The organism is Geodermatophilus sp. SYSU D00879 (assembly GCF_054050375.1).
The window spans coordinates 321,877-345,523 of the sequence record NZ_JBJGZF010000002.1 but is presented as its reverse complement, the minus strand read 5'-3'; the positions used below and the strand labels follow the sequence as shown (position 1 = coordinate 345,523).

Annotated in this window: 23 protein-coding genes; 13 read left to right on the top strand and 10 right to left on the bottom strand. The window is 77.6% G+C overall.

Annotated features, from left to right (window positions below; genetic code table 11):
- Positions 1 to 7 precede the first annotated feature (7 nt).
- Entirely contained in the window at positions 8 to 4,108 is a 4,101-nt protein-coding gene (locus tag ACI79B_RS05075) for an FtsK/SpoIIIE domain-containing protein (RefSeq protein WP_456929379.1), read from the bottom strand.
- A 154-nt stretch (positions 4,109 to 4,262) separates the two neighbouring features.
- On the opposite strand from ACI79B_RS05075, the gene ACI79B_RS05070 reads away from it, so the two are divergent.
- Entirely contained in the window at positions 4,263 to 4,556 is a 294-nt protein-coding gene (locus ACI79B_RS05070; protein WP_387991564.1) for a WXG100 family type VII secretion target, read from the top strand.
- Positions 4,557 to 4,563: 7 nt separating this feature from the next.
- On the opposite strand, the gene ACI79B_RS05065 is transcribed toward ACI79B_RS05070, so the two are convergent.
- Positions 4,564 to 5,475, bottom strand: coding sequence for an MFS transporter permease (locus tag ACI79B_RS05065; protein WP_456929378.1), 912 nt, complete (start codon positions 5,473 to 5,475; stop codon positions 4,564 to 4,566).
- The gene (locus tag ACI79B_RS05060; protein ID WP_456929377.1) at positions 5,472 to 5,960 is read right to left on the bottom strand and encodes a hypothetical protein; all 489 of its coding nucleotides are present in this window, start codon (positions 5,958 to 5,960) and stop codon (positions 5,472 to 5,474) included. Before ACI79B_RS05060 ends, ACI79B_RS05065 begins: the two co-directional genes overlap by 4 nt.
- A gap of 141 nt (positions 5,961 to 6,101) precedes the next feature.
- On the opposite strand from ACI79B_RS05060, the gene ACI79B_RS05055 reads away from it, so the two are divergent.
- Positions 6,102 to 6,611: a MaoC family dehydratase gene (locus ACI79B_RS05055; protein WP_456929376.1), complete on the top strand. Its 510-nt coding sequence runs from the start codon at positions 6,102 to 6,104 to the stop codon at positions 6,609 to 6,611.
- A gap of 24 nt (positions 6,612 to 6,635) precedes the next feature.
- Here ACI79B_RS05055 and ACI79B_RS05050 read toward each other — a convergent pair whose 3' ends face one another.
- A complete protein-coding gene (locus tag ACI79B_RS05050; RefSeq protein ID WP_456929375.1) occupies positions 6,636 to 7,064 on the bottom strand; it encodes an NUDIX hydrolase in 429 nt (142 codons plus the stop codon).
- 105 nt (positions 7,065 to 7,169) lie between these two features.
- Here ACI79B_RS05050 and ACI79B_RS05045 point away from each other — a divergent pair, with 105 nt between their 5' ends.
- From ACI79B_RS05045 to ACI79B_RS05025, 5 genes are all read left to right on the top strand, one after another.
- The gene (locus ACI79B_RS05045; RefSeq protein WP_456929374.1) at positions 7,170 to 7,793 is read left to right on the top strand and encodes a DUF6758 family protein; all 624 of its coding nucleotides are present in this window, start codon (positions 7,170 to 7,172) and stop codon (positions 7,791 to 7,793) included.
- Positions 7,794 to 7,917: 124 nt separating this feature from the next.
- A complete protein-coding gene (locus ACI79B_RS05040; protein WP_456929373.1) occupies positions 7,918 to 8,082 on the top strand; it encodes a hypothetical protein in 165 nt (54 codons plus the stop codon).
- A gap of 7 nt (positions 8,083 to 8,089) precedes the next feature.
- The gene (locus ACI79B_RS05035) at positions 8,090 to 8,716 is read left to right on the top strand and encodes a PH domain-containing protein (protein WP_456929372.1); all 627 of its coding nucleotides are present in this window, start codon (positions 8,090 to 8,092) and stop codon (positions 8,714 to 8,716) included.
- 35 nt (positions 8,717 to 8,751) lie between these two features.
- Positions 8,752 to 9,609, top strand: a complete 858-nt coding sequence (locus ACI79B_RS05030) for a PHP domain-containing protein (protein WP_456929371.1) — start codon at positions 8,752 to 8,754, stop codon at positions 9,607 to 9,609.
- Positions 9,610 to 9,636: 27 nt separating this feature from the next.
- Positions 9,637 to 10,503, top strand: a complete 867-nt coding sequence (locus tag ACI79B_RS05025; protein WP_456929370.1) for a RecB family exonuclease — start codon at positions 9,637 to 9,639, stop codon at positions 10,501 to 10,503.
- Here ACI79B_RS05025 and ACI79B_RS05020 read toward each other — a convergent pair.
- Genes ACI79B_RS05020 through ACI79B_RS05005 form a run of 4 tightly spaced genes read right to left on the bottom strand, consistent with a single transcriptional unit; the run spans position 10,500 to position 14,994 of the window.
- On the bottom strand, positions 10,500 to 11,369 hold the full coding sequence (locus ACI79B_RS05020; RefSeq protein WP_456929369.1) for an oxygenase MpaB family protein: 870 nt from the start codon (positions 11,367 to 11,369) through the stop codon (positions 10,500 to 10,502). The genes ACI79B_RS05025 and ACI79B_RS05020 overlap by 4 nt on opposite strands.
- Positions 11,366 to 12,280, bottom strand: a complete 915-nt coding sequence (locus ACI79B_RS05015; RefSeq protein WP_456929368.1) for an alpha/beta fold hydrolase — start codon at positions 12,278 to 12,280, stop codon at positions 11,366 to 11,368. Before ACI79B_RS05015 ends, ACI79B_RS05020 begins: the two co-directional genes overlap by 4 nt.
- A 48-nt stretch (positions 12,281 to 12,328) precedes the next feature.
- Complete coding sequence (locus ACI79B_RS05010; protein ID WP_456929367.1) at positions 12,329 to 13,498, bottom strand: outer membrane protein assembly factor BamB family protein; 1,170 nt, start codon at positions 13,496 to 13,498, stop codon at positions 12,329 to 12,331.
- Positions 13,499 to 13,506: 8 nt separating this feature from the next.
- Positions 13,507 to 14,994, bottom strand: coding sequence for a DEAD/DEAH box helicase (locus ACI79B_RS05005; protein ID WP_456929452.1), 1,488 nt, complete (start codon positions 14,992 to 14,994; stop codon positions 13,507 to 13,509).
- 573 nt (positions 14,995 to 15,567) lie between these two features.
- Between ACI79B_RS05005 and ACI79B_RS05000 the strand changes: the two genes are divergently transcribed.
- A complete protein-coding gene (locus tag ACI79B_RS05000) occupies positions 15,568 to 16,218 on the top strand; it encodes a ferritin-like fold-containing protein (protein ID WP_387991597.1) in 651 nt (216 codons plus the stop codon).
- A 59-nt stretch (positions 16,219 to 16,277) separates the two neighbouring features.
- On the opposite strand, the gene ACI79B_RS04995 is transcribed toward ACI79B_RS05000, so the two are convergent.
- Positions 16,278 to 16,514, bottom strand: a complete 237-nt coding sequence (locus ACI79B_RS04995; protein ID WP_387991600.1) for a DUF3107 domain-containing protein — start codon at positions 16,512 to 16,514, stop codon at positions 16,278 to 16,280.
- Between the two features lie 111 nt (positions 16,515 to 16,625).
- A complete protein-coding gene (locus ACI79B_RS04990) occupies positions 16,626 to 17,267 on the bottom strand; it encodes a TetR/AcrR family transcriptional regulator (RefSeq protein WP_456929366.1) in 642 nt (213 codons plus the stop codon).
- 69 nt (positions 17,268 to 17,336) lie between these two features.
- On the opposite strand from ACI79B_RS04990, the gene ACI79B_RS04985 reads away from it, so the two are divergent.
- The 5 genes from ACI79B_RS04985 to moeZ all read left to right on the top strand — a co-directional run bounded on the left by ACI79B_RS04985 (position 17,337) and on the right by moeZ (position 23,603).
- A complete protein-coding gene (locus ACI79B_RS04985; RefSeq protein ID WP_456929365.1) occupies positions 17,337 to 18,455 on the top strand; it encodes an alpha/beta fold hydrolase in 1,119 nt (372 codons plus the stop codon).
- Positions 18,456 to 18,811: 356 nt separating this feature from the next.
- Positions 18,812 to 19,693: a DUF3152 domain-containing protein gene (locus tag ACI79B_RS04980; RefSeq protein ID WP_456929364.1), complete on the top strand. Its 882-nt coding sequence runs from the start codon at positions 18,812 to 18,814 to the stop codon at positions 19,691 to 19,693.
- Between the two features lie 110 nt (positions 19,694 to 19,803).
- Positions 19,804 to 20,709, top strand: a complete 906-nt coding sequence (locus tag ACI79B_RS04975; RefSeq protein WP_456929363.1) for an ATP-binding cassette domain-containing protein — start codon at positions 19,804 to 19,806, stop codon at positions 20,707 to 20,709.
- Entirely contained in the window at positions 20,706 to 22,349 is a 1,644-nt protein-coding gene (locus ACI79B_RS04970) for a hypothetical protein (RefSeq protein WP_456929362.1), read from the top strand. Before ACI79B_RS04975 ends, ACI79B_RS04970 begins: the two co-directional genes overlap by 4 nt.
- A gap of 93 nt (positions 22,350 to 22,442) precedes the next feature.
- Positions 22,443 to 23,603 carry an adenylyltransferase/sulfurtransferase MoeZ gene (gene moeZ / locus ACI79B_RS04965; protein ID WP_456929361.1) on the top strand — a complete coding sequence of 387 codons (1,161 nt, stop codon included), beginning with the start codon at positions 22,443 to 22,445 and terminating at the stop codon, positions 23,601 to 23,603.
- The last annotated feature ends 44 nt before the right edge of the window (positions 23,604 to 23,647 follow it).

Sequence of the window (23,647 nt, the reverse complement as noted above, 5' to 3'; positions counted from 1 at the left end):
CGGCCGGTCACGGGCGGTTGGGCCGTGCGCGGGCGACCTGGACCCGCTGCGGGGTCCCGGCGGTGACCAGCCAGCCCGACCCCGGCCGGACCGGCACCGGCGTCCGGGGCAGCCGGGTGCCCAGGAGGTCGGCGTCGCCGGGGCCCGGGCACAGCAGCAGGCCGCTGCGGCCGCGGCGCAACTCGGCGACCGGGCCGCGGAAGGCGGGGGAGAGCTCACCGGCCGTCCCGGCGGCGAGCACCAGCACCTCGCCGGTGCGGTCGCCGCCGGCCAGTTCGGCGCCGACCGGTGAGTCGGCGAGCGTGCCGGCGTCGTCCAGCAGCACCGCGCCCGGGCGCCCGGCCAGGCCGGCGCACCACGCCCGCCACCCGGGAACGTCGTCGGCGGGGAGCACCGGCAGCGCGTCCGGTGCCGGCCGGCCGGCCCGGACCACGCACAGGACGGGGACGCCGGCCGCCGTCAGCGTCGCGCCCAGCGCCGCCAGCGTGCTCGTCCGGCCGCTGCCGGGCGGACCGACGACGAGCAGCCCGCCGGCGCGCAGCAGGTCGACGGTGAGCACGCCGCCCTCGTCGCCGCCGGGCCCCAGCGGCACGCGGCGGAGCAGGCCGGCGTCCTCCCCGGCCGGCGGCTGCACCGGAGGCGGGTTCGGCGGCAGCTCGGGGACGACCAGCGGCCCGGTACCCGGCGGGGCGGCCGGCGCGGTGCGGCGGAGGGACCGGGGCAGCGCGACCTGGCACTCGAGCGCCTCCTCGCCGAGCAGCGCCCGGCCCGGCGGGCGGGCGCCGGGCACCGCGCGGACCGGCACCCCGGCCACGGCGTAGTCGGCGCGGTCGGGCAGCGGGAGGACCAGGCGCGTCCCCGCGGCCGCGGCCAGCCGGCCCCCGGGAACGGCGCGGTCGGCGGTCAGGACGCAGGTCAGCGCGGCCGCGCCGCCGTCGCGGACCAGCCGCAGGAACTCGGCCGCGCCCTGCCCGGGGACCGCCTCGTCGAGCTGGGCCAGCAGGGCGTCCACGCCGTCGACCAGGAGCAGGACGGCCGGGGCGTCCGCACGCCCTCCGGCCCGCCGCCCGGCGACCTCCCCGGCCAGCCGGGACACCAGCCGGACGGTGCGCAGCGCGTCGTCCGCGCCGACCACCGTGCCGGTGTGCGCCAGGCCCGCGGCCTCGGCGGCCAGCGCGCCACCGGCGTGGTCGAGGACGTGCACGTGCAGCCGGCCGGGGGACATCCGTTCCACGGCCTCGGCCAGCACGGTGCGCAGCAGGGTGGTGCGGCCGCTGCCCGGGCCGCCCACGGCCAGCCAGCCGCCGCCGCGGTCGAGGTCGAGCCGCAGCGGCTCCCGCGCCTGCCGGTCGGGGCGGTCGACGAGCCCCACCACCGGCCGCGTCGCGGGCCCGTCCGTGGCGGGGAGGTCGGTCGCCCTCAGCCGCTCGGGGAGCGCCGGCTGCCAGGGCCGGTGCGGCCGCTGCACGCCCGCCGCCGCGGCGTGGCCGGTGGTGGCCGCGGTGACCCGGGCGAGGTCGGTCGGGCCCACCGGCGTCCCGGGCGCGGTCCCCGCCGGGGGTGCCGGCCAGGACCAGCGGGTCACCGTCGGGCCGGCGGCCGCCACCGCGGGGCCGAGCGCCACCCGTGCCGCCTGGAACGGGACCGGGCGCCCGCTGCCGGTGCGCAGGTACCCCCGGCCGGGACGGTCCGCCGGCACCGCCGCGGCGGCCCCGCTGCCGAGCACGTCGCGCGAGTCGGCCTCGTCGGTGGTGCGCAGGCACAGCCGGAGCGAGCAGTTGGCCCGGATCTCGGGGGACACCACGCCGCCGGGGCGCTGGGTCGCGAGCACCAGGTGCACGCCGAGGGAGCGGCCCCGCTGGGCGATGCCGACCAGGCCCGCGACGAACTCCGGCAGCTCCTCGGCCAGCCCCGCGAACTCGTCGACGACGATCACCAGCCGCGCCAGCTCGACCTCCGGCGGGAGCGCCGCGAGGTCGGGGACCCCGGCCGCGGCCAGCAGCGCCTCGCGGCGGGCGAGCTCCGCCGTCAGCGACCGCAGCGCCCGGGCGGTGGCCGCGCCGTCCAGGTCGGTCACCAGGCCGACGGTGTGCGGCAGCGCCACGGCCTCGGCGAAGGCGGCGCCGCCCTTGTAGTCGACCAGCAGGAACGAGCACCGGTCCGGCGGGTGCGCCAGCGCGAGCCCGGCGACCAGCGTCTGCAGCAGCTCGGACTTGCCCGACCCGGTCGTCCCCGCCACCAGGGCGTGCGGCCCGTCCCGCACCAGGTCGACCTCGGCCACCCCGTCCGCGGTCACGCCCAGCCGCGCGGTGAGCGACGACCGCGTGGCCGACCAGGCGACCGGCACCTCCCCGGCGGGTCCGCCCCGGCCGTCCGCGAGCAGGTCGAGCAGGCGCACGCTGCCCGGCAGCCCCGCGGCCTGCCGGGCGGGCGCCAGGGGAGCCAGGTCGCGGGCCAGCCGCGCCGCGGCGGCGAGGGGCAGGCGGTCGACGACGACGTCGACGGGGAGCGCGCCGTCGCCGAGCCCGAGCCGTCCGGTGTCGCCGGTCTCGCCCCCGACCTCGAGGACGGCGGGGACGCAGCCGCCGAGGTCCTCGCCGCGGGGGGCGAGCGCCAGCAGCACCGCCCCCCGCTCGCGGCACCGGTACAGGAGCTCGGCGAGCGCCGGGTCGACCGGCCGGTCGACGACGAGGACCGGCGTCCCCGCGGCGTCCCCGCACCCGTCGGCCAGGCCGGTCAGCCAGGCGGACGGCGCGGCGTCGGCTCCGGACCCCGGGACAGCGGCGGCCGGCAGGTGCGGCAGCCACCGCGCCCAGGACCAGTCGGCCACCCGCCCGGCGGAGGCGAGGACCGCGACGTCGACGTCGCCGGGCGCGGACAGGGCGACCAGCTGCGCCAGCAGCCCGCGCACCACCCCCAGCGCGGGCTCCCGCGGGCCGGTCACGGCCAGGCCGCCGGTGCGGCGCAGGTCGACGGTCACCGGCAGGTCGGCCGCGGGTTCCGGCACCCGCCGGCCCGCCTCGACGCGGACCACCCGGGTGGGACCCTCGCCGGTCCCCACCCGCACGGTCAGCGCCGCCGCGTCCCCGGCGCCGCGGGACCACAGCAGGGTGGTCCGCCGGCGCGCCGCGGCGGTCAGCGCCGCCAGGTCCGGAGCGGCCGCCCGCGCCGCCCGGACGTCGACCCGCACCGCCTCAGCCAGCCGGGCGCGGGCCTCCCGCACCTCCCCGGCGTGCGCCTCGGCGGCCCGCCGGCCGGTGCGCGACCCGCTCCACCGGTCCGACGCCCAGCTGCCCACCGCCACCAGCGGGCCCAGCAGCGCGAAGAACAGGAAGGTGGGCGCCGACAGCACCAGCGCGAGCGCGACCCCGGCGACCGCCGGCAGCACGACGGCGACCCAGCCCAGCCGGCGCCGCGCTGCGGCCGCGGGCGGCTCCGGCCACGCCACCTCCACCTCCGGGCGGTGGGCGGACGGCGGGACGCCGGGGCGGACGAGCCGCCGGCCGCCCGGCCCGGGGCGCAGTCCCGCGCGCCCGTCCCGCGGGCCGGTGACGGTGACCGAGCTCGCGCCCAGCCGCAGCACCGCGCCGGGGCGCCACGGGTGCGCGGTGCCGTCGAGGTCGGCGTCGTCGAGCCGGCTGCCGTTGGTCGAGCCGAGGTCGGTCACGGTGAGGCCGCCGGCGCCGACCTCGAGCGCGACGTGCCGGCGGGAGACCCCGGGATCGGGCAGGGACAGCGTGGCGCCGGCCCCGCGGCCGAGCACGTGCCGGCCGGTGGCCAGCGGAACGGCGGTGCCCGCCGCAGGTCCGCCGACCACGTGCAGCTCCAGGGGGCTGGCGGCCGGCTCGCCGGACCGGGGGACCGGTCGGCCCAGGCCCAGGACCGCGCCGTGGAGCAGGCGGTCGTCGCTGAGGAGGAGCTCCCCGGGCAGCCGGGTGCTGCCGGACCACAGGCCCGCGGCCGCCGTGCCGAGCGCGGCGGCCAGCGGGGCCAGCACGGCGTCGAGCCGGGCGTCGTCGGGAGCGCGGACCTCGACGTCGACGGCGCCCTCGGCGCCGACCAGCGTCCAGCAGCGGGCCTCGGCGCCGGCGGGGAGGGGAGCGGACACGGGTGCGACGCTCCTGGCCGCGCGCCCACCGCGGGGCCGGCCGGCCCGGGCTGTGGACGGGACCGCGGCTGTGGACGGCCCCGGCGCCCCCGGGGCCGGTCCGGCCTACCGTCCGCAGCCACCCGGGAGGGACCCGGGACGGACAGGAGGAGCCATGAGGGTCGACATCGGGACGCTGCAGTCGATGGCCGGGCGGTGCCAGGCCGAGGCGGCCGAGACCGCCGCGCGCCACGCGACGCTGTCGAGCACGGTCACGAGCTCTGTGCTCGACGGCTGGACCGACAGCCAGGCCGCGGTGCAGTTCAGCGCGCTCTACGAGCAGTGGCGGGTATCGGCCCAAGGGGTCAGCGACGCGCTCACCGGCATGGGCGGGCTGCTCACCGCGGTCGCCGCGTCCTACCAGCAGCACGAGGCGGACGTGGCCGCCCGCATCGGCGCGCTGATCTGACGCCGGGTCAGCCAGGTGGTGCCGCGGCGGACAGCGCGGCGGCCCGCCCGGGCTGCAGGCGCCGGCGCACCGCGGTGAGCAGCTCGGGGGCCCGCTCCCACGGCAGGATCGACAGGATCGCCACGCAGTGCGGCAGGAAGATGATCCGCAGCCCGCCGAACACCACGAGGTGGAAGCCGAGCAGGAACACCACGAGCGCGACGCGGGCCCGGTCGGACCGGACGAGCAGCATCACCGGCGCGGCGAACTCGAACACGAGCATCACCCACTGCACGCCCACGAGCAGGCCGGGGACGTCGAGCGTCCAGTCCGACAGGGCGGTGCCGCGGCGGATCACCGCCCGGGTGATGGTCGAGCCGGTCGCCCAGTCCCAGCCGCCGAAGCGCATCTTCGCCCAGGCCGCGAGGAAGTAGGTGAGCATCACCGTGACCATGACCGCGGCCATCGCCCAGCCGGCGGCCTCGGACGGGCGGCGGTCGCGCCAGCGGACCCGGCCGATGGTGGGCAGCACGGCCAGCGCGACGAGGTAGGCGATGCGGTCGTGGTCGACCTTGCCGTAGCTCATCGCGATGACCATCCACTCGAGGTACAGCACGAACACGGCCGTGCCGAGCAGACGGGGCGCGCGGCCGGTGGCCGCGGCGAGGGCGGTGAGGACCAGCGCCCACTGCACGACGTGGACGACGGTCGACGTCGGCGTGGGCAGGTGCAGCACGCGGGCGATCTCGAGGGGCTGGTACCAGACGGTCGGCACCTCGGCGTGGGCGCGCACCCACGCGGTGGTGAGGAAGACGTCGACCGGCACGAACAGGTAGGCGATGGTGCGGAACACCGCGATGCGGGCCAGCGGGACCGGGCGGGTCCAGAAGCCGCGCAGGCCGCGGACCGCGGACACGAGGGAGGTGACCGGGGAGCTCACGCGCCACCCCCGAGGTCCTGGCCGACGAGGACGCGGTCGGTCCACTCACCGGTCGGCTGCCCGTCGGCGAGCTCGAAGTGCCGCTGCACCACCTGCACCTCGACGAGGTCGGGGGCGTCCGGGTGCCGGCGCGCGTACGTCTCGGCCAGCGTCACCAGCAGGGCGGGGTCGTCGACCAGCCGCGGGAGCTGCCCCTCGAACTCGGCCCGGCGCAGCCCCACCTCGCCGCCGGACAGACGCACCTCCTCGCCCTCGCCGGTCAGGCCGACGACGCGGGTGGAGACCACCGGCGCGTTCACCTCGGCGCGGGTCGAGTACATCTTGAACGGGCCGAACGGGAACGAGGCGTCGGTGCCCCAGACCGTCCCGGCGAGCAGCAGCGCGAGCACGGCCGCGGAGGCGGCGAGGCGGACGCGGCGCCCGCCGGTCGAGAGCCTGACGACGTCCGCCTCCGCGGGGTCGCCGGCGCGGGACGGCTGGACCACCCGGGCATCGTAGGATCGGCGCCCGTCCAGATGGGTCACCGACGCCGCGTGGTGGGCAACTGGCCTGCCCGGCCCGGGACGGCCCCTGCCCGCGCACGACGTCGGCACCGTCCACCGCACGACGACGTCGGAGGAGCGCACATGCAGTTCGGTCGGTACTACGAGGAGTTCGACGTCGGTGCGGTCTACAAGCACTGGCCCGGGAAGACCGTCACCGAGTACGACGACCACCTGTTCTGCCTCATCACGATGAACCACCACCCGCTGCACCTGGACACCCACTACGCGGCGGAGACCACGGACTTCGGCAAGAACGTCGTCGTCGGCAACTACGTCTACTCACTGCTGCTCGGCATGAGCGTGCCCGACGTGTCCGGCAAGGCCATTGCCAACCTGGAGATCGAGTCGCTGCGGCACGTGGCGCCGACCTTCCACGGCGACACCATCTACGGCGAGACCACCGTCCTGGACAAGACCGAGTCGAGGTCCAAGGACGACCGCGGCGTCGTGTACGTCGAGACGATCGGCTACAAGCAGGACGGCACCGTCGTGTGCGTCTTCCGGCGCAAGGTCATGGTGCCCAAGCGGTCCTACGGCGAGGCGCGCGGCGGCGAGCAGCCCGGCCGCCCGGAGCCCGAGCCGCGCTCCTGAGGAGCGGGGGCGCTGCCGGACCGCTCAGGTCGGCAGCGCACCCCAGCCGCGCAGCGTCGCGACCAGCCCCGGCGTGCAGGCCAGCCGGCCGAGGTCGGCGGCGCCGGCCCAGGTGACCGCGTCCGCGTCGTCGCCCGGGACCGGCGCCGCGGCCGGGTCCTCGGGGGTGCAGGCGAAGTCCACGACGTCGTAGACGACGCCGTCGCCGGGGATCGTCACCCGGCCGACCTCCGTCCCGACCCGGACCGCCAGCCCGGTCTCCTCGCGCACCTCGCGGGCGACCGCCGCGGGCAGCGTCTCGCCCGGCTCCACCCGCCCGCCGGGCACCGACCACAGCCCCCGGCCGGGGGCGTTGCGCCGGCGGACCAGCAGCAGCCGGCCCTCCCCGTCGAGGACCACGGCGCCGACGCAGGCCTGCACCGGCAGCCGGTCGCCGGGGGAGTCGGGAGCCACGGCGGCAGGCTACGGCCGCGGTCGCGGCGGGGGACACGGCGAGACGGGACGGCACCGTCCGCCTGCGCTTGACGTCAGCCCCGAGTGACAGGACGGTGTCATCCGATGAGCGCCTCCCCGGTCTGTCCCCGCTGTGGCGAACCACTGGTGGTGCGCCCCGGGGACTCGGCGGTGGCCTGGTGCCACGTGCACGGCGCGGTCACCCCGCTGCACCACACCACGCTCATCGCCCACGACGCCATCGCCGCGGTCACCGCGGACGCCCGGGTGCCGGCGTGGGTGCCCGATCCGGTACCGCCGGGCTGGTCGGTGACCGGCCTGGCCTGGGGCGGGGAGCCCGGGGCGCGCGCGATCGTCGTCGGCTGCGCCGGCCCCGCGCCGCTGGGCGGGTCGGCGGAGCTGGTGCTGGTCGCCGAGGAGCCGGGCATGGGGGTGGGCTGCGGCTACGCCGGCCTGCCGGGCCTGGACCCCGGCGGCGTCATCACCGGCCCGTCGTCGGCGTCGGTGGAGGCCGCCGGCCAGCACGCGCCGCTGTGGGCGGTGCCCACCTCCGACGACCGGGCCGCCTTCGTCGGCGAGGCGTTCGGCGTGTGGCTGTGGCTGGTGATGTGGCCGATGTCGACGGCCTGGCTGCTGGCCGAGGAGATGCGCCTGCTCGACCTGCGGGAACGGCTCTACCCGGACCTCCCGCTCGGCCCGCCCAGCGAGCACCTGCTGCCGGGGGACTGACCCGTCCGTCCGCCGCCCGGCGTGTCCCGGCGGGGGGCGCTGGGGCCTGTGTTACCCATGGGGCCGGCCTCCGGGCCGACCCGCGCGGGCACGTCGTCCGCCGGTCCGAGCGGATCCCCCGGGGGTGGCGGTGAACCTGAAGAAGGTGCTCGTCTGGCTGGCGGTGGCCTTCGTCGTGTTCTACGTCATCCAGCGCCCCGAGGCCTCGGCCGACGTGGTGCGCAGCGCCGGGGAGGCGCTCGGCAGCGCGGCGTCGTCGATCGCGGCCTTCGTCGGCTCGCTCGTCTGACCCCGGCGTGAGCGGCCCGGCCGGCGGCCGCCCGCCGCGGTGGGCCAAGGACGCCGCCAAGTACCTGCTCCCCGGCGAGCAGGCGGTCGTGGCGACCCGCCGGCACTGGGCGGTGCTGCTCTGGCCGGCCGCGAAGGCGGTCGCCGTCCTGCTCGTCGGGCTGTGGGTGCTCACCCTCGACCCGGACAACCGGGTCAGCGCGAGCGTCGGCCTGCTCGTCGTCCTCGGTGCCCTCGGCTGGTTCGCGCTGCGGGCCGGCGAGTGGTGGATGCGGCACTTCATCGTCACCCGCCGCCGCGTGCTGCTGACCTCGGGGATCGTCGCCCGCACGGTCAGCCTGCTGCCGCTGCGCCGGATCACCGACCTGACCTGGAAGGAGACCGTCCCCGGCCAGCTGCTGGGCTACGGCACCTTCCGGTTCGAGTCGGCCGGCTCGCAGCAGGCGCTGTCGCAGATCACCTACCTGCCGCGCGCGGACCTGCTCTACCGCGAGGTGAGCGAGCTGCTGTTCGGCAGCGACGGCGGCGGGGCCGCGGCCGGCGACGACGAGGGCAACCCGGACGACGGCCGGCGCCCCGCCGCGGCGCCGCCCCGGCACGACACCCAGCCGATCCCGCGCCCGCCGGGGGCCTGAGCAGCGCGCGCCCGGCTGGGGGAGGCTGGACGCCGATGCGCATCGACCTGCACACCCACTCGTCGGTCTCCGACGGAACCGACACCCCGGCGGAGCTCGTGGCCGCCGCCCGCGCCGCCGGCCTCGACGTCGTCGCGCTCACCGACCACGACACCACCGACGGGTGGGCGGCGGCCGCCGCGGCGCGACCGGAGGGGCTGACCGTCGTCCCGGGCCTGGAGCTGTCCGCGCGCTGGTTCCCCGCCGAGGGGCGGCCGGTCAGCGTGCACCTGCTGGCCTACCTGTTCGACCCCGAGCACCCCGAACTGGCCGGCGAGCTGCGGCGGCTGCGCGAGGAGCGGCTGACCCGCGGCCAGCGGATGGTCGCCGCGCTCGCCGCGGCCGGCTACCCGGTGGAGTGGCAGCGGGTCCTGGACTCCAGCGGCGGCGCGGTAGTGGGCCGCCCGCACGTGGCCCGGGCGCTGGTCGAGGCGGGCGTCGTCGCGTCGGTCGACGCGGCCTTCACCACGCTGCTGCACCAGGGCGGCCCGTACCACGTGACCAAGGCCGACACCGACGTGCTCGAGGGCATCCGGCTGGTCCGGGCGGCCGGCGGCGTGCCGGTGTTCGCCCACGGCCTGGCCACCCGGCGCGGCCGGGTGGTCGACGACGCCGCGATCGCCGCGATGGCCGCCGCCGGACTGGTCGGCCTGGAGGTCGACCACCCCGACCACGACCCGGCCCAGCGCGAGCACCTGCGCGGCCTGGCCGCCGACCTCGGGCTGCTGGTCACCGGGTCCAGCGACCACCACGGCGCGAACAAGGCGACGCCGCTCGGCGCGTGCACCACCGACCCGGAGCAGTACGAGGCGCTGGTGGCTGCGTCCACCGGCAGCGTGCCCCTGGCCGGCTGAGGCGCCGTCGCCGGTTAGCGTGGCCGGGTGAGGCAGTCCGACGGCGCACAGCTCGAGATGCCCGGCCTGCCGCGCCGGCTGTTCCCCGCGACGCCGAGCAAGCTGGCCACCTTCGCCGACTGCCCGCGCCGCTACCGCTTCGCCTACGTCGACCGCCCGACGCCGCCCAAGGGACCGCCGTGGGCGCACAACACGGTCGGCTCCGCCGTGCACGCCGCCCTGCGCTCGTGGTGGGACCTGCCGCGGGGCCGGCGCACCGCCGTCGCCGCCCGGCAGCTGCTCTACGGCGTCTGGTCGGCCAACGGCTTCCGCGACGACGAGCAGGCCGCCCGCTGGCGTGCCACCGCGGCCGGCTGGGTCACCGGCTACGTCGAGTCGCTGGACCCCGCCGAGGAGCCGGTGGGGCTGGAGCGGCAGGTCTCCTGCACCACCGAGCGGCTGGCGTTGACCGGGCGGGTCGACCGCATCGACCAGCGCGGCGACGAGTTGGTCGTCGTCGACTACAAGACCGGCCGGGTGCCCAGCACCGACGACGAGGCGCGCGGGTCGGCGGCGCTCGCGGCCTACGTGCTCGGCGTGCGGCGCACCCTGCGCCGGCCGTGCAGCCGGGTCGAGCTGCACCACCTGCCCAGCGGCACGGTCGCCTCCTTCGAGCACACCGAGCGGTCGCTGGCCAACCACGTGCGCCGGGCCGAGGACGTCGCGGAGGACATCGCCGTCGCCACGCGGCGGATGGAGGACGGCGTGCCGCCGGACGAGGCGTTCCCCGCCGCCCCCGGCCGGCAGTGCGGCTGGTGCGACTTCCGGCCCAGCTGCCCGGTGGGGCAGGCGGCGACGCCGCCGCGGGAGACGTGGAGCTTCCTGCCCGCCGACGGGGACCCGGCGGAGGGCTAGGCGCCGACCTCGACCGCGCCCGCCGTCCGCTCGAAGGCGGCGCGCCGGATCGGGGAGTGCCGGGCCCGGTCGGGCAGCGCGAGCATCCCGGTGCGGAACGCCCGCAGCGCCGCCGTCGCCGCGGTGTCGGTGAGCGTCAGCCCGGGCAGCGAGGCCATCCGGCGCGCCCACGGCGGCAGGGTGGCCACCGCCAGCGACGCCAGCGACCCCCAGGCCGGCCGGGCCGGGGTCAGGAACTGCACCCAGCGCGGCATCGGCGGGACGACGAGGAAGCGCCACGCCTCCCGTCCGGCCGCGGTGAGCGTGAGCTCGGGCCGGAGCCGCTCGAAGTAGCCGGCGAGCGCGGCCGCCGAGTCGGGGACGTCGGCGCGGTCGATCCCGATGAGCTCGGCGGCGGTCACCTGCTCGGCCACGTAGCGGTCGGCCTCGGCGGAGGTGACGACGCCGGAGCGGCGGGCGACGTCGAGCAGCGAGTCGACCTCGCAGTTGTGCACCCACAGCAGCAGGTCGGCGTCGTCGACGCGGTAGGTGCGGCCGGTGGTCTCCTCCGTGCCGCCCAGGCGCCGGTGCATGCCGCGGACCCGCCGCACGGCGCGCACCGCCTCGCGCCGGGTGCCGAAGGTGAGCGTGTCGACGTACTCGGCGGTGCGCACCAGCCGCTGCCACGGGTTCGCGCGGAAGACCGAGTTGCGGGCCACGCCGTCCATCGCGACCGGGTGCAGCGCCTGCAGCAGCAGGGCGCGCAGCCCGCCGACGCTGTAGACCGGATCGGCGTGCACCCGCCAGGTGACGCTGTCGGGCCCGAAGAAGCCGAGCAGGTCCTCCTCGGCGGTCCAGTCGCGCGCCGAGGGCCGGGCGCCGCTCACCGGGTCCCCTCCGGCACCGAGGACCAGAACGCCTCGAGCACCTCGAGCGTGCGGCGCGGGTTCTCGACGGCGGGGGAGTGGATCGCGCCGTCGATGACCTCGTGCCGGGCGCCCAGCCGCCGGGCCATGTCCGCCTGCACGTCCGTCGGCCAGGCGTCGTCGGCCACGCCGTAGGCGACCAGCACCGGCACGCCGGTCGCGGCCAGCTCGGCCACCCGGTCGGGCTCGGCGGTCATCGCGTCGGCCATGCCGCGCAGCCCGGCCGCGGTGTTGCGGAGGAACCGGCGGGCGTAGAACGCGCGGGTGGGGGCGGGCACCGCCTGGGCGCGCTCGTCGGTCATGGCCAGCTGCTCGAGCGTGGCGTGCACGCCCGGGACGCCGCCGGAGTCCAGCAGCGGGCCGAGGTGCTCGAGCAGCTCGGCGCGCAGGCCGCCCAGCCGGGAGGGGCCCGACCCGAGCAGGGTCAGCGAGCGGAAGGCGGCGGGGTCGGCGAGGACGGCGCCGCGGGCGACCAGTCCGCCGAAGCTGTGCCCGAGCAGGTGCGGGGTGCCGGTCTCCTCGCGCAGCAGGCGGGCGACGCCGACGACGTCGGCGGCGAGCTCGGCGACCGAGTAGGCGGCCGGGTCGTCGGGGCCAGGGGACTCGTACTGCCCGCGCTGGTCGATCGCCACCACCCGGTAGCCGTCGGCGGCCAGCGGCGCGAGCAGCGGGGCGAAGTCCTCCTTGCTGCCGGTGTACCCGGCGACCAGCAGCACCGTGCCGCTGGGCCCGTCGCCGCCGGTGTCCAGCGCGGCCAGCGGCCCGGCCCGCCCGGGGAGGGTGCGCGGCGTCGCGTCGTGGTCGGCGAGCTGGCGCAGGTCGTCGGCGGCGATGGCGAGGTCGGGGCTGTGCGAGGTGCCGGGCAGGACCATGGTCCCCAGTGAACCTCGCCCGCGGCGGCCGCGCCGCCGTGCGGGGGACTAGGCGTACCCGAGCACCCGGTCGGGGAGGGCGTAGACGAGCACCGGACCGGCGACGGCGGCCCGCCCGCCCGGCGCCGGCGGGTCCGCCAGCGCCACCCGGGAGAGCTCGGCGCCGGTGGCCGGGTCGCGCAGCACGAGGCCGTCGGGCTCGGGCACCCAGATGCCGGCCTGCCCGACCTCGCCCTTGCCGGCGGCGGACGCGGTGGGCAGGCCGAGGGCCGGCGTCGACCACAGCGTCGCGCCGCTCGTCCGGTCCAGCGCCCAGACGGTGCCGCGCACCCACACCAGGGCGACGTCGCCGGTCCCGGACTGCAGCACCGGATCGCCCTCCGCGCCGCCGTCGGTCGGGGCCGGGAGCGCGAGCTCCTGCAGCTGGGTGCCGTCGTCGGGGCGGTGGACCAGCAGGGCGTCGCCGGAGACGACGCCGACCAGCCGGTCCGCGCCGGCCAGCCGCACCTCGGCGCCGTCCGCGACGGCCAGGTCGCGGGTCCAGCGGGCCTCGCCGGAGAAGGAGTCGAACAGCCGCAGCCGGACGGCGGCCGAGCCGGCGCAGCGCTGCAGCACCGCGACGCCGGCGCTGCCCGCGGCGGTGTCGAGCAGCGTGCAGCCGGACTCCGCGCCCGCCCGCCAGCGGACGTTGTCCCCGACCGGGTCGAGGACGACGACGCCGGTGTCGCTGCTGGCGAGGACCACCTGGTCGGCGCCGGTGACGGTGGCGTCGCCGCGCAGGCTCAGGTTGCGGGTCCAGGCGCGCACGCCGGTGGCCGCGGTGAGCGCCAGCGCCTCGTCGCAGCGGTCCGCGGTGCGGAAGACGGCGACGACGAGCCCGTCACCGGCGGAGAGCCCGCACAGCGCGGCGTCGGTGCGCCGGTAGTGCCAGGCCTCCTCGCCGGTGGCCGGGTCCAGCGCCGTGACGCCGTCGGCGACGGGCACGACCACCCGGCCGCCCTCGACGACGGCGTCCGGCAGCGGGACGTCGACGTCGACCGACCAGGCGGGCGCGAGGTCACCGGCCGGCGTGGCCGAGGGGACCGGCGGGTCGGCGGCGGTGGTGCTGTCGGTCGCGGCGACGCTCGACCCCCGCCACAGCAGGGTGGCGACGACGGCCAGCGCGAGGGTGGCCGCCGTCCAGACCCACACCCGCAGCGGCGGGGGACGCAGCGCCACGCGGCGTCTTACGCGGCGGACTCGGAGTCGCCGCCGTCGCCGTCGCCGTCCCGGCCCTCGGCGCCGGAGCCGGCGGAGGCGCCGGAGCGGCCCCGGCCGCCGCGGCGGCGCCGGCGCCGGCGCGGCTTGGGCGCACCCTCGCCGGACCCGTCGGCTGCGTCCCCGGCCGGGGCCGCGGGGGCCTCGTCGGACCTGGCCTCGTCGGACCCGGCCTCGGCCGGCGGCGCGTCGGCCGGCGGGGCGGCGATGGCCTCGGCCGCGGCACCGCCGCCGCGGGTGCGGCGGCGCGAGCGGGTCCGGGCCGGGCGCTCGTCCTCGGTGCGGGACTCCTCCCGTGCGGGACCGCGGCCGGCGCCCTTGGTCTTCTTGCCCGTCTCGCCGAGGTCCTCGAGCACCTCGGCGTCGAGGCCCTCGCGGGTCCGCTGGGAGCGCGGCAGCCGGCCCTTGGCGCCCTCGGGGACGTCGAGGTCGGCGTAGACCCACGGCGAGGTGGAGTAGGTCTCCGGCGGGTCCACGAACGGCAGGTCCAGCGCCTTGTTGATCAGCTGCCAGCGCGGGATGTCGTCCCAGTCGACCAGCGTGACGGCGACGCCCTCGCGCCCGGCGCGGCCGGTGCGGCCGATCCGGTGCACGTAGGTCTTCTCGTCCTCGGGGCACTGGTAGTTGACGACGTGGCTGACGCCGGTGACGTCGATGCCGCGGGCGGCGACGTCGGTGGCGACCAGGACGTCGACCTTGCCGCTGCGGAAGGCGCGCAGCGCCTGCTCGCGGGCGCCCTGGCCGAGGTCGCCGTGCACGGCGGCGGCCGCGAACCCGCGGTCGACCAGCTCGTCGGCGACCTTCTGCGCGGTGCGCTTGGTGCGGCAGAAGACCATCGCCAGGCCGCGGCCGCGGGCCTGCAGCACGCGGGCCAGCAGCTCGGGCTTGTCGAGGTTGTGCGCCCGGTACACGAACTGCGTCGTCTGCGGGACGGTCGAGCCCTCGTCGTTGCCGTGCGCCCGGATGTGCGTCGGCTGGGTCATGAACGACCGCGACAGGGTGACGATCGGGCCGGGCATGGTGGCCGAGAACAGCATCGTCTGCCGCTGGGTCGGGACCATGCCGAGGATCCGCTCGATGTCGGGCAGGAAGCCCAGGTCGAGCATCTCGTCGGCCTCGTCGAGGACCAGGACGCGGACCTTGCCGAGGATCAGGTGGCCCTGCTCGGCCAGGTCCAGCAGCCGGCCGGGGGTGCCGACGACGACCTCGACGCCGGCCTGCAGCGCGGACACCTGCGGCTCGAACGCGCGGCCGCCGTAGATGGCCTGCACGCGGATGCCGCGCTTGGCGCCGGCGGTGCCGAGGTCGCGGGCGACCTGGACGCACAGCTCGCGGGTGGGGACGACGACCAGCGCCTGCGGGACGCCGTCGCCGCCCTCCGCGGCGGGGACGACGCGCTGCAGCAGCGGGACGCCGAAGCCGAGGGTCTTGCCGGTGCCGGTGCGGGCCTGCCCGATGAGGTCGTTGCCGGCCAGCGCCAGCGGGAGGGTGAGCTCCTGGATCGCGAAGGTCCGGGTGATGCCGGCCTCGGCCAGCGCCGCGACGACGTCGGGGTGGACGTCGAAGTCGCTGAACAGCGGCGCGGTCTCCTCGACGGGGGCGCCGCCGAGCGCCTCGACGGTCTGCTCGACCTGCTCGGGGGCCGGCGCGCCGGTCTCGGCGTGCTCGAGCTCGGTGCTCGGGGTGCTGGTCTCGGTGGGGGTGGTCTCGGTGGGGGTGTTCTCGGTGGAGGTCAGTGCTCTCGCCTCTGGTCGGCTGGGGGAGCTGCCGGGGGCGACGGCGTCGTCGCCCGGGGCGCTCCGCGGTCGGGTGTCGCGGGATGCGTTCCAGCGCCGACGCGGCCAGCGGACCGGGGAGGACCGGGACGCACCCGGTGCCCGGTCGGGGCTCCTGCGGGCGTCGTCCGACGTTCGTCAGCGCACAGATACCAGCGAGCCTGGCGGCCCGCCTGTTCCCCATGCTAGCGCGGACAGCGGCTAGCCTCGGTCGCCGCGCGGCCCGTCCGCCCCGACACCACCCGGAGGTGGCACGTGACCACGGTCGACACCCGAGCCGTCGTCGACCTGCTCGGCGTGCTCGCCTACGCGGAGCTGACCGCGTTCGACCGGCTGGCCGAGGACGCGCGGATGGCGCCGACCCTGGCCGGCCGCGCCGCGCTGGCGCGCATGGCCGCCGCGGAGATGGGCCACCACGACCGGCTGGCGCAGCGGCTGACCGAGCTCGGCGCGGAGCCGACCGAGGCGATGCGCCCGTTCGTCGCCGCGCTCGACGGCTTCCACGAGGGCACCCGCCCGCGCACCTGGCTCGAGGGCCTGGTGAAGGCCTACGTCGGGGACGGCCTGGCCGCCGACTTCTACCGGGAGATCGCGGGCTCCCTGCCCGAGCCGGACCGGTCGCTGATCCTCGAGGTGCTCGCCGACACCGGCCACGCCGACTTCGCCGTCCGCGAGGTGCGGGCCGCCATCGCCGCGCAGCGGACGCTGGCCGGCCGGCTCGCGCTGTGGGGGCGCCGGCTGGTGGGGGAGGCGATCTCCCAGTCGCAGGCGGTGATCGCCGAGCGGGACGGCCTGGCCCGGCTGATCATCGGCGGCACCGGCGACCTGACCGGCGTCGTCCGGCTGGTGGACCGCATCACCGCCGCGCACACCGAGCGCATGAAGACCCTCGGCCTGAACCCGTGAGGACGGCGGGAGGGCGTCCCCGCGGGATGCGGGGACGCCCTCCCGGGACGTGCGGGGTCTCAGGCGCCGGCGACGAAGCCCACCCGGCGCTGGTCGGCCTGGGCGATCTCGACGTAGGCGATCCGGTCGACCGGGACGAGGACACGGCGGCCCCGCTCGTCCTCCAGGGTCAACAGCCCGTCCTTCGTGCCGCCGGACACGGCGGCGGCCACGTCGGCAGCGATCTCGTCAGGGGTCTTCGGGCTGTCGACGACCAGCTCCCGGGGGGAGTGCTGGACACCGATCTTGACTTCCACGGGGGATGCCTCCTCGGGTTGCACGGCTGCCGACCACGCTAGTCCAGCGCGGGGTGCGGGGCCCCGGCGTGCGCCTGTGCCCTCAGCGAACAGGCACGGCGCGGGACCGGATCAGCCTGCGGCCGGCTCGCCCTCGACCCGCGGGAAGCGGGAGATGCCCCGCCAGGCCAGCGCGGACATCAGCGACACCGCCTCGTCGCGGGTCACCGTGCCCTTCTGCGCCAGCCACCAGCGGGCGCTGGTCTCGGCCAGCCCCGTCAGCCCCGAGGCCAGCAGGTGTGCCTGCTCCGGCGAGCTGCCGGTGTCGCCGGAGATGACCTCCGCGATCGCCTCGACGCACGCCCGGTTGCCGCGGTCGACCAGGGCGCGCACGTCGTCGTCGTTGCGCAGGTCGGACTCGAAGACCAGCCGGAACGCGCCGCCCTCGGCATCGATGAAGTCGAAGTAGGCGCCGACGGCGCCGTGCACGCGCTGCCGGTTGTCCTCGGTGCCGGCCATCGCCTCGCGCACCCGGTCGGTGAGCTCGGTGACCTGCTGCTCGAGCAGCGCCAGGTAGAGCTCCCGCTTGCCCGGGAAGTGCTGGTAGAGGACGGGCTTGCTGACGCCGGCGCGGTCGGCGATGTCGTCCATCGCGGCGGCGTGGAAGCCGTGCGCGACGAAGACCTCCTGGGCGGCCTGCAGCAGCTGCAGCCGCCGCGCGCCGCGGGGGAGCCGCGACGTGCGGCGGACGGGGGCCGGTCGGGAGGACTGCATGGTCCCGGGGATGTTACCGGCGGGTCACCCGCTCCACGCGACACCTCCGGCTGGCATACCGTTCGCCGCGTGCCCGAGGTCCGTCGCGCGCGCCGCCGCCCGCCGGCGCCCCCGTCGATCGCCCCGTCGTCCACCGCCCGGCTCTCGACGGCGCCCCTGCCCGTCCCCGCCTCGCCGCCGGACGCGTGGCCCGGCCAGGAGCTGCCGGTCAGCGGCGGCAGCGTGTACGTCCGCACCACCCCCTGGGCCGGGCCGCCCGGGGCGCCGCGCGAGCGCGCGCTCTACGTCCACGGCCTCGGCGGCGCGTCCACCAACTGGACCGACCTGGCGGCGCTGCTCGCCGTCCGCTGCGCGGGGTGGGCGGTGGACCTGCCGGGGTTCGGCCGCTCGCAGCCGCCGACCGGCGGGTCGTACTCCATCCGCGGGCACGTGCGGGCGGTGGTCGAGGTCCTCGAGCACGTCCGGGACCAGCCGGGCGAGGGGCAGGGCGGGCCGGTGCACCTGCTCGGCAACAGCCTCGGCGGCCTGGTCAGCCTGCTGGTGGCCGCCCGCCGGCCGGACCTCGTCGCGTCACTGACGCTGGTCTCCCCAGCGATGCCGGTCTACCGCGTGCCGCAGGCGTTCAGCCGCGCGCTGCTGCTGCTCCTGCTGCCGGGCGCGCCGGGCGTCGCCGAGCGGCGGCTGGCGGGCGTGACGCCGGAGCAGTCGGTGCGCGGCATGCTGCAGATGTGCTTCGGCGAGCCCGCGCGGGTGCCGCGGGAGCGGGTCGACGCCGCCGTCGAGGAGACCCGCGAGCGGGCGCGGCAGGAGTGGGCCAACCGGGCGCTGACCCGCAGCATGCGCGGCCTGATCACCTCCTACCTGCGGGTCGGCCGGGCCAACGCCTGGCGGCTGGCCCGCGCGCTGCGGATGCCGACGCTGGTGGTCTGGGGCGACCGCGACCGGCTGGTCGACCCGCGGCTGGCCCCGCGGCTGGCCGCGGCCGTCCCCGACGCGCGGCTGCTGGTCCTGGAGACCGTCGGCCACGTGGCGATGCTCGAGGCGCCGGAGGAGACCGCCCGGGCGGTGCTCGGCCTGCTCGAGGACCTCGATGCCGGGGACCTCGACGCCGGGGGCCTCGATGCCGGGGACCGCGCCGGCGCCACCGGGACCGCGGACGACGACGAGCCGGAGGTGCGCGCGGGCTGAGCCGGGCCGCGCGACGCGCCACCAGCGGGTCGCACGGGTCTCGTGTGACGCGTGAGAACCTGACCTGGACGCGCGGTGACGCCGCCCGCGACACTGCGTGACCGGAAGGACGACCGGCGGCCCCGCGGCCGCGAGGCCCGACACGGCGAGGAGGCGGCACCGTGGCAGGTCCTCCGCCCGGCCGGCCCCCCGGGGCCCGGACCGGGAGGGAACCGGCCCGCGGACTCCCTCCGCTCCCGCCGCTGCCCTCCCGCCCGCCGCCCTCCCGCCCGCCGTCCTCCCGCGCTCCGTCGCCCGCGGCCGAGCGCCGCGATCCGCGGCCGCGGCCCCGGTCCCCGCGGCCCGCCGAGCCGGAGGTGCGTCCCGGCGCCGGCCGCCGGGCCGCCGGGCCGCAGCGGCGCCGTCGCGGCCCGGTGGGCCGGTTCGTGGCCCGCTGGGGCTGGCGCGCCTACGCGATCCCGCTGCTCGTCGTGGCCACGGTGCTGACGGTGCTCGACCTGCTCGGCCCGGGCACGCCGGCCCGGGTGGGCGCGACCGCCGGCAGCACGGGGTCGGTGGCCTCGACGGCGACCTCCCCGTCGGCGACCTCCCCGTCGGCGGCCTCCTCGACACCGGGCGCGACCCCGACGGACACCCCCGCGCCCACCGCGCCCGCCGAGGGGGACGCCGGCCCGACCGGCCTCCCGGCGCCGGCGGCCGGCACGTACGTGGAGCAGGGCGCGGGCACCGTGGCGGTCGTCCCCGGCAGCTCCGGGGTCTACGGCACCGGCCCGCTGCAGCGCTTCGTCGTCGAGGTCGAGGACGGCATCGGCGTCGACGGCGCGGCGTTCGCGGCCGCGGTGGAGGCCACCCTCGGCGACCCCCGCTCGTGGGGGAACGGCGGCCGGATGTCCTTCCAGCGCGTGGACACCACCGACGCCGGCGCCTACGACTTCCGGGTCAGCCTGGTCAGTCCCGGCAGCATGGAGCGCTACTGCCCGGGCGTGGGCACCGGCGGCTACACCTCCTGCCGCTACGGCGAGCGCGCGGTCATCAACCTGGCCCGCTGGGAGACCGCCGTCCCCGACTACCAGGGCGACGTCGCCACCTACCGCCAGTACGTCGTCAACCACGAGGTCGGCCACGCGCTGGGCAACGGCCACCAGGACTGCCCCGGTCCCGGCCAGGTCGCCCCCGTGATGCAGCAGCAGACCCTCGGCCTCGAGGGGTGCCTGAAGAACGCCTGGCCCTTCCCCTGACCAGGGGCGCGGAGCCCTCCCGCCGGGCGCGGGCCGGGTCTACGCTCCGGGGCCGGTGCGCCGGGAAGTCTGGTCGGCAGTCGTGATCCCGACGACCCGATCGGAGCGCCATGACGACTCCGGACGTCCCCGCCGTGCTGCTGGACTCCCTCGGCAAGCGCTTCGGCGCCACCGAGGCGGTCGTGGACCTCTCCCTCACCGTCCCGCCGGGTGAGGTCTTCGGCTTCCTCGGGCCCAACGGGGCCGGCAAGTCCACCACCGTCCGCATGCTGCTCGGGCTGCTGCGCCCGACGACCGGCCGCGCCGAGGTGTTCGGGCACCCGGCGGCCGACGTCGGGGAGGCGCACCGGCACCTCGCGTACGTGCCGGCCGACGTCGCGCTGTGGCCGTCGCTGACCGGCCGGGAGTGCCTGGACCTGCTGGCCGGGGTGGGCCCGGGCACCGACGCCGCCTACCGCGACGAGCTCGTCGAGCGGTTCGCCCTCGACGTCGGCAAGCGGGCCCGCGCCTACTCGACGGGCAACCGGCAGAAGGTCGCCCTCGTCGCCGCGTTCGCCACCCGCGCCCCGCTGCTGGTCCTCGACGAGCCGACCAGCGGCCTGGACCCGCTCATGGAGCGGGAGTTCCGCGCCTGCATCGCCGAGGCCGCCGAGCGCGGGCAGGCGGTCTTCCTCAGCTCCCACCAGCTGGCCGAGGTCGAGGCGGTGTGCAGCCGGGTCGGGATCCTGCGGGCGGGCCGGCTGGTCGAGGTGGCGGGCCTGGAGGAGCTGCGCCGGCTGCGCCGCTCGGAGGTGACCGTGCAGCTCGCCGGCCCCGCGCCCGGCCTCGCCCGGCTGGCCGAGCTGCCCGGGGTGGCCGACGTCCGGTGGACGACGCCGCTGGAGGTCACCCTCGCGCTCACCGGCCCGCCCGGCCCGGTGCTGCGCGTCCTCGGCGACGCCGACGTGGTGCGCCTCGACGTCCGGGAGCCGTCGCTGGAGGAGATCTTCCTCGACTACTACGGGCGGGCGGCGTGAGCACCCGCACCGCCCCGCGCGCGGTCCCCGGCCGGCGGCCCGCCGTCGCCCCGGCGCGGCCGGCGACGGCGGTCCGGCGGGTGGCGGTCCGGTCCGTGCGCCGCGGGACGCTGGTCGTCGCGCTGCTGTGCGGCGGGCTCCCGGCGTTCGTCGCGCAGCAGTACGAGTCCACGCTCAGCGGCGCGGTCGGCCTGGACTCGCTCGCCGCGCTGGCCGACAACCCCGCGATCCGCACGCTGTTCGGGCCGCCGCTGGCCCTCGACGACGCCGGCGGCTTCACCGTCTGGCGCACCGGCACGGTCGCGCTCGTACTGGCCGGCGTCTGGGCCGCGCTGGCCGGGACGCGGCTCACGCGCGGCGAGGAGGAGGCCGGCCGGGCCGACCTCCTGCTCGCCGGCCGGATCCGGCTCGCGACGCTGGCCCGGACCGCGCTCGGGGTCCTGCTCGGGGCGGGAGCGGTGGTCGGTGCGGCGGTGGTCGCGGGGATGCTGCTCGCCGGGACCGCGCCGGCCGGGGCGGTGCTGTTCGGCGCGGTCGTGGGCGGCACCGCCACGGCCGGCGGCGCGCTCGGCGTGCTGGCCGGGCAGCTGCTGGTCGAGCGGCGGTCCGCCACGGGCCTCGCCGTCGCCGTCGTGCTCGCCGGCCTGCTCGCGCGGATGGTGGGCGACGGGATGGCCGCGCTGTCCTGGCTGCAGTGGGTGAGCCCGTTCGGGCTGCTCGGCCGTGTGGCGCCCTACGCCTCCGACCGATGGGCGCCGCTGCTCGTCCTCGCGGTCCTCGTGGCCGTGCCGGCCGTCCTGGCCGTCGCCCTGTCCGGGGCGCGCGACGTCGGCGCCGGCCGGTGGCACCGGGCCGACCGGGCGCACGCGCCGAGCCGGCTGCTGCGCTCGCTGCCCGGGCTCGCGGTGCACCGGACCCGGCGGCCGACGGCGACCTGGTCCCTCGGCGTCGCCGCCTACTTCCTGCTCATCGGCCTGTTGGCCACCGCGATGGTCGACTTCCTGCGGCAGAACCCGGTCTTCGCGGAGATGGCGGCCGCCGCCGGGTTCGACCGGCTGGCCTCGGTGCAGGGCTACGCGGCGTCGCTGTTCACCCTGCTGGCGGTGCCCGTCGGGGCGTACGCCGCCGCACGGGTGGCGGCGGTCGCCGCCGACGAGACGTCGGGCCGGCTCACCCTGCTCTACAGCCGGCCGGTCGGGCGGGTGCGCTGGGTGGCCTGGGAGACGGGTGCGGTCGCGACCGGTGCCGCCGTCGTCGCCGCGGCCGCCGGGGTGGCGACGTGGGCGGGGGCCGCGTGGGTGGGCGCCGGCCTGGGCCTCGGGGAGGCGCTGGCCGGCGCGCTGTCGGTCGTCCCCGTGGCGCTGCTGTGCCTGGGCGCGGCGCTGTTCGCGCTGGGCTGGCTGCCGTCGGCCGTGCTCGCCGTCGGCGTGCTGCCCGCGGCCGGCGGCTACCTGCTCCTGGTCCTCGCCGACAGCTTCCGCTGGCCGGGGTGGGTCCGGGGGACCTCGCCCTTCGCGCACCTCGCGGCGGTGCCCGCGGACCCCTTCGACGTGGCCGGGGCGGCCGGGATGCTCGCCGTCGCGGTGGTGCTGGCGGCCGCCGGGCTGGCCCGGTACGCCCGGAGGGACCTCGAGGGCTAGACCTCCGGGCCGGGGGAACAAGGCGTCCTGTCACGCTGTTGTGCGCACGAAACACCGGCCAGGGCCGGAGTCCGCGACCCCTGAGGAGCAAGCGTGTCCCTGCCACCCCTGGTGGAGCCCGCCGCCGACCTGTCGATCGACGAGGTCCGCCGCTACAGCCGCCACCTGATCATCCCGGACGTCGGGATGGACGGGCAGAAGCGGCTCAAGAACGCCAAGGTGCTCGCCGTCGGCGCCGGTGGCCTCGGCTCGCCGGTGCTCATGTACCTGGCCGCCGCGGGCGTCGGCACGCTCGGCATCGTCGAGTTCGACGTCGTCGACGAGTCCAACCTGCAGCGGCAGATCATCCACGGGCAGTCCGACGTCGGCCGGTCGAAGGCCGAGAGCGCGCGCGACTCCATCAAGGAGATCAACCCGCTGATCGACGTCCGGCTGCACGAGACCCGGCTGGACAGCGACAACGTCCTCGACATCTTCAGCCAGTACGACCTCATCGTCGACGGCACCGACAACTTCGCCACGCGCTACCTGGTCAACGACGCGTGCGTGCTGCTGGACAAGCCGTACGTGTGGGGCTCGATCTACCGGTTCGACGGGCAGGTCTCGGTCTTCTGGAACGAGCACGGGCCCAACTACCGCGACCTGTACCCGGTGCCCCCGCCGCCCGGGATGGTCCCCTCCTGCGCCGAGGGCGGCGTGCTCGGCGTGCTGTGCGCGACCATCGGCGCCATCCAGGCCACCGAGGCGGTGAAGCTGATCACCGGCATCGGCGAGACGCTGCTCGGCCGGCTCATGGTCTACGACGCCCTGGAGATGACCTTCCGCACCATCAAGGTGCGCAAGGACCCCGAGGCCGAGCCGATCACCGGGCTCATCGACTACGAGGCCTTCTGCGGCGTCGTCTCGGTCGAGGCCCAGGAGGCGGCCGCGGGCTCGACGATCACCGTCGACGAGCTCAAGGACATGATGGACGCGGGCAAGGACTTCGAGCTGATCGACGTCCGCGAGCCCAACGAGTACGAGATCGTCTCCATCCCGGGCGCGACGCTCATCCCCAAGGACGAGATCCTCTCCGGCCGCGCCCTCGCGCAGCTGCCGAACGACAAGCCGATCGTGCTGCACTGCAAGACCGGCGTCCGCTCGGCCGAGGTGCTCGCCGCGGTCAAGAACGCCGGCTTCAGGGACGCCGTGCACGTCCAGGGCGGCGTGACGGCGTGGGCGACCCGCATCGACAAGACGCTCCCGACGTACTAGAAGGGCCTCGTCCCTCCCCACGGCACGCTCCGCGCCGCGGGACC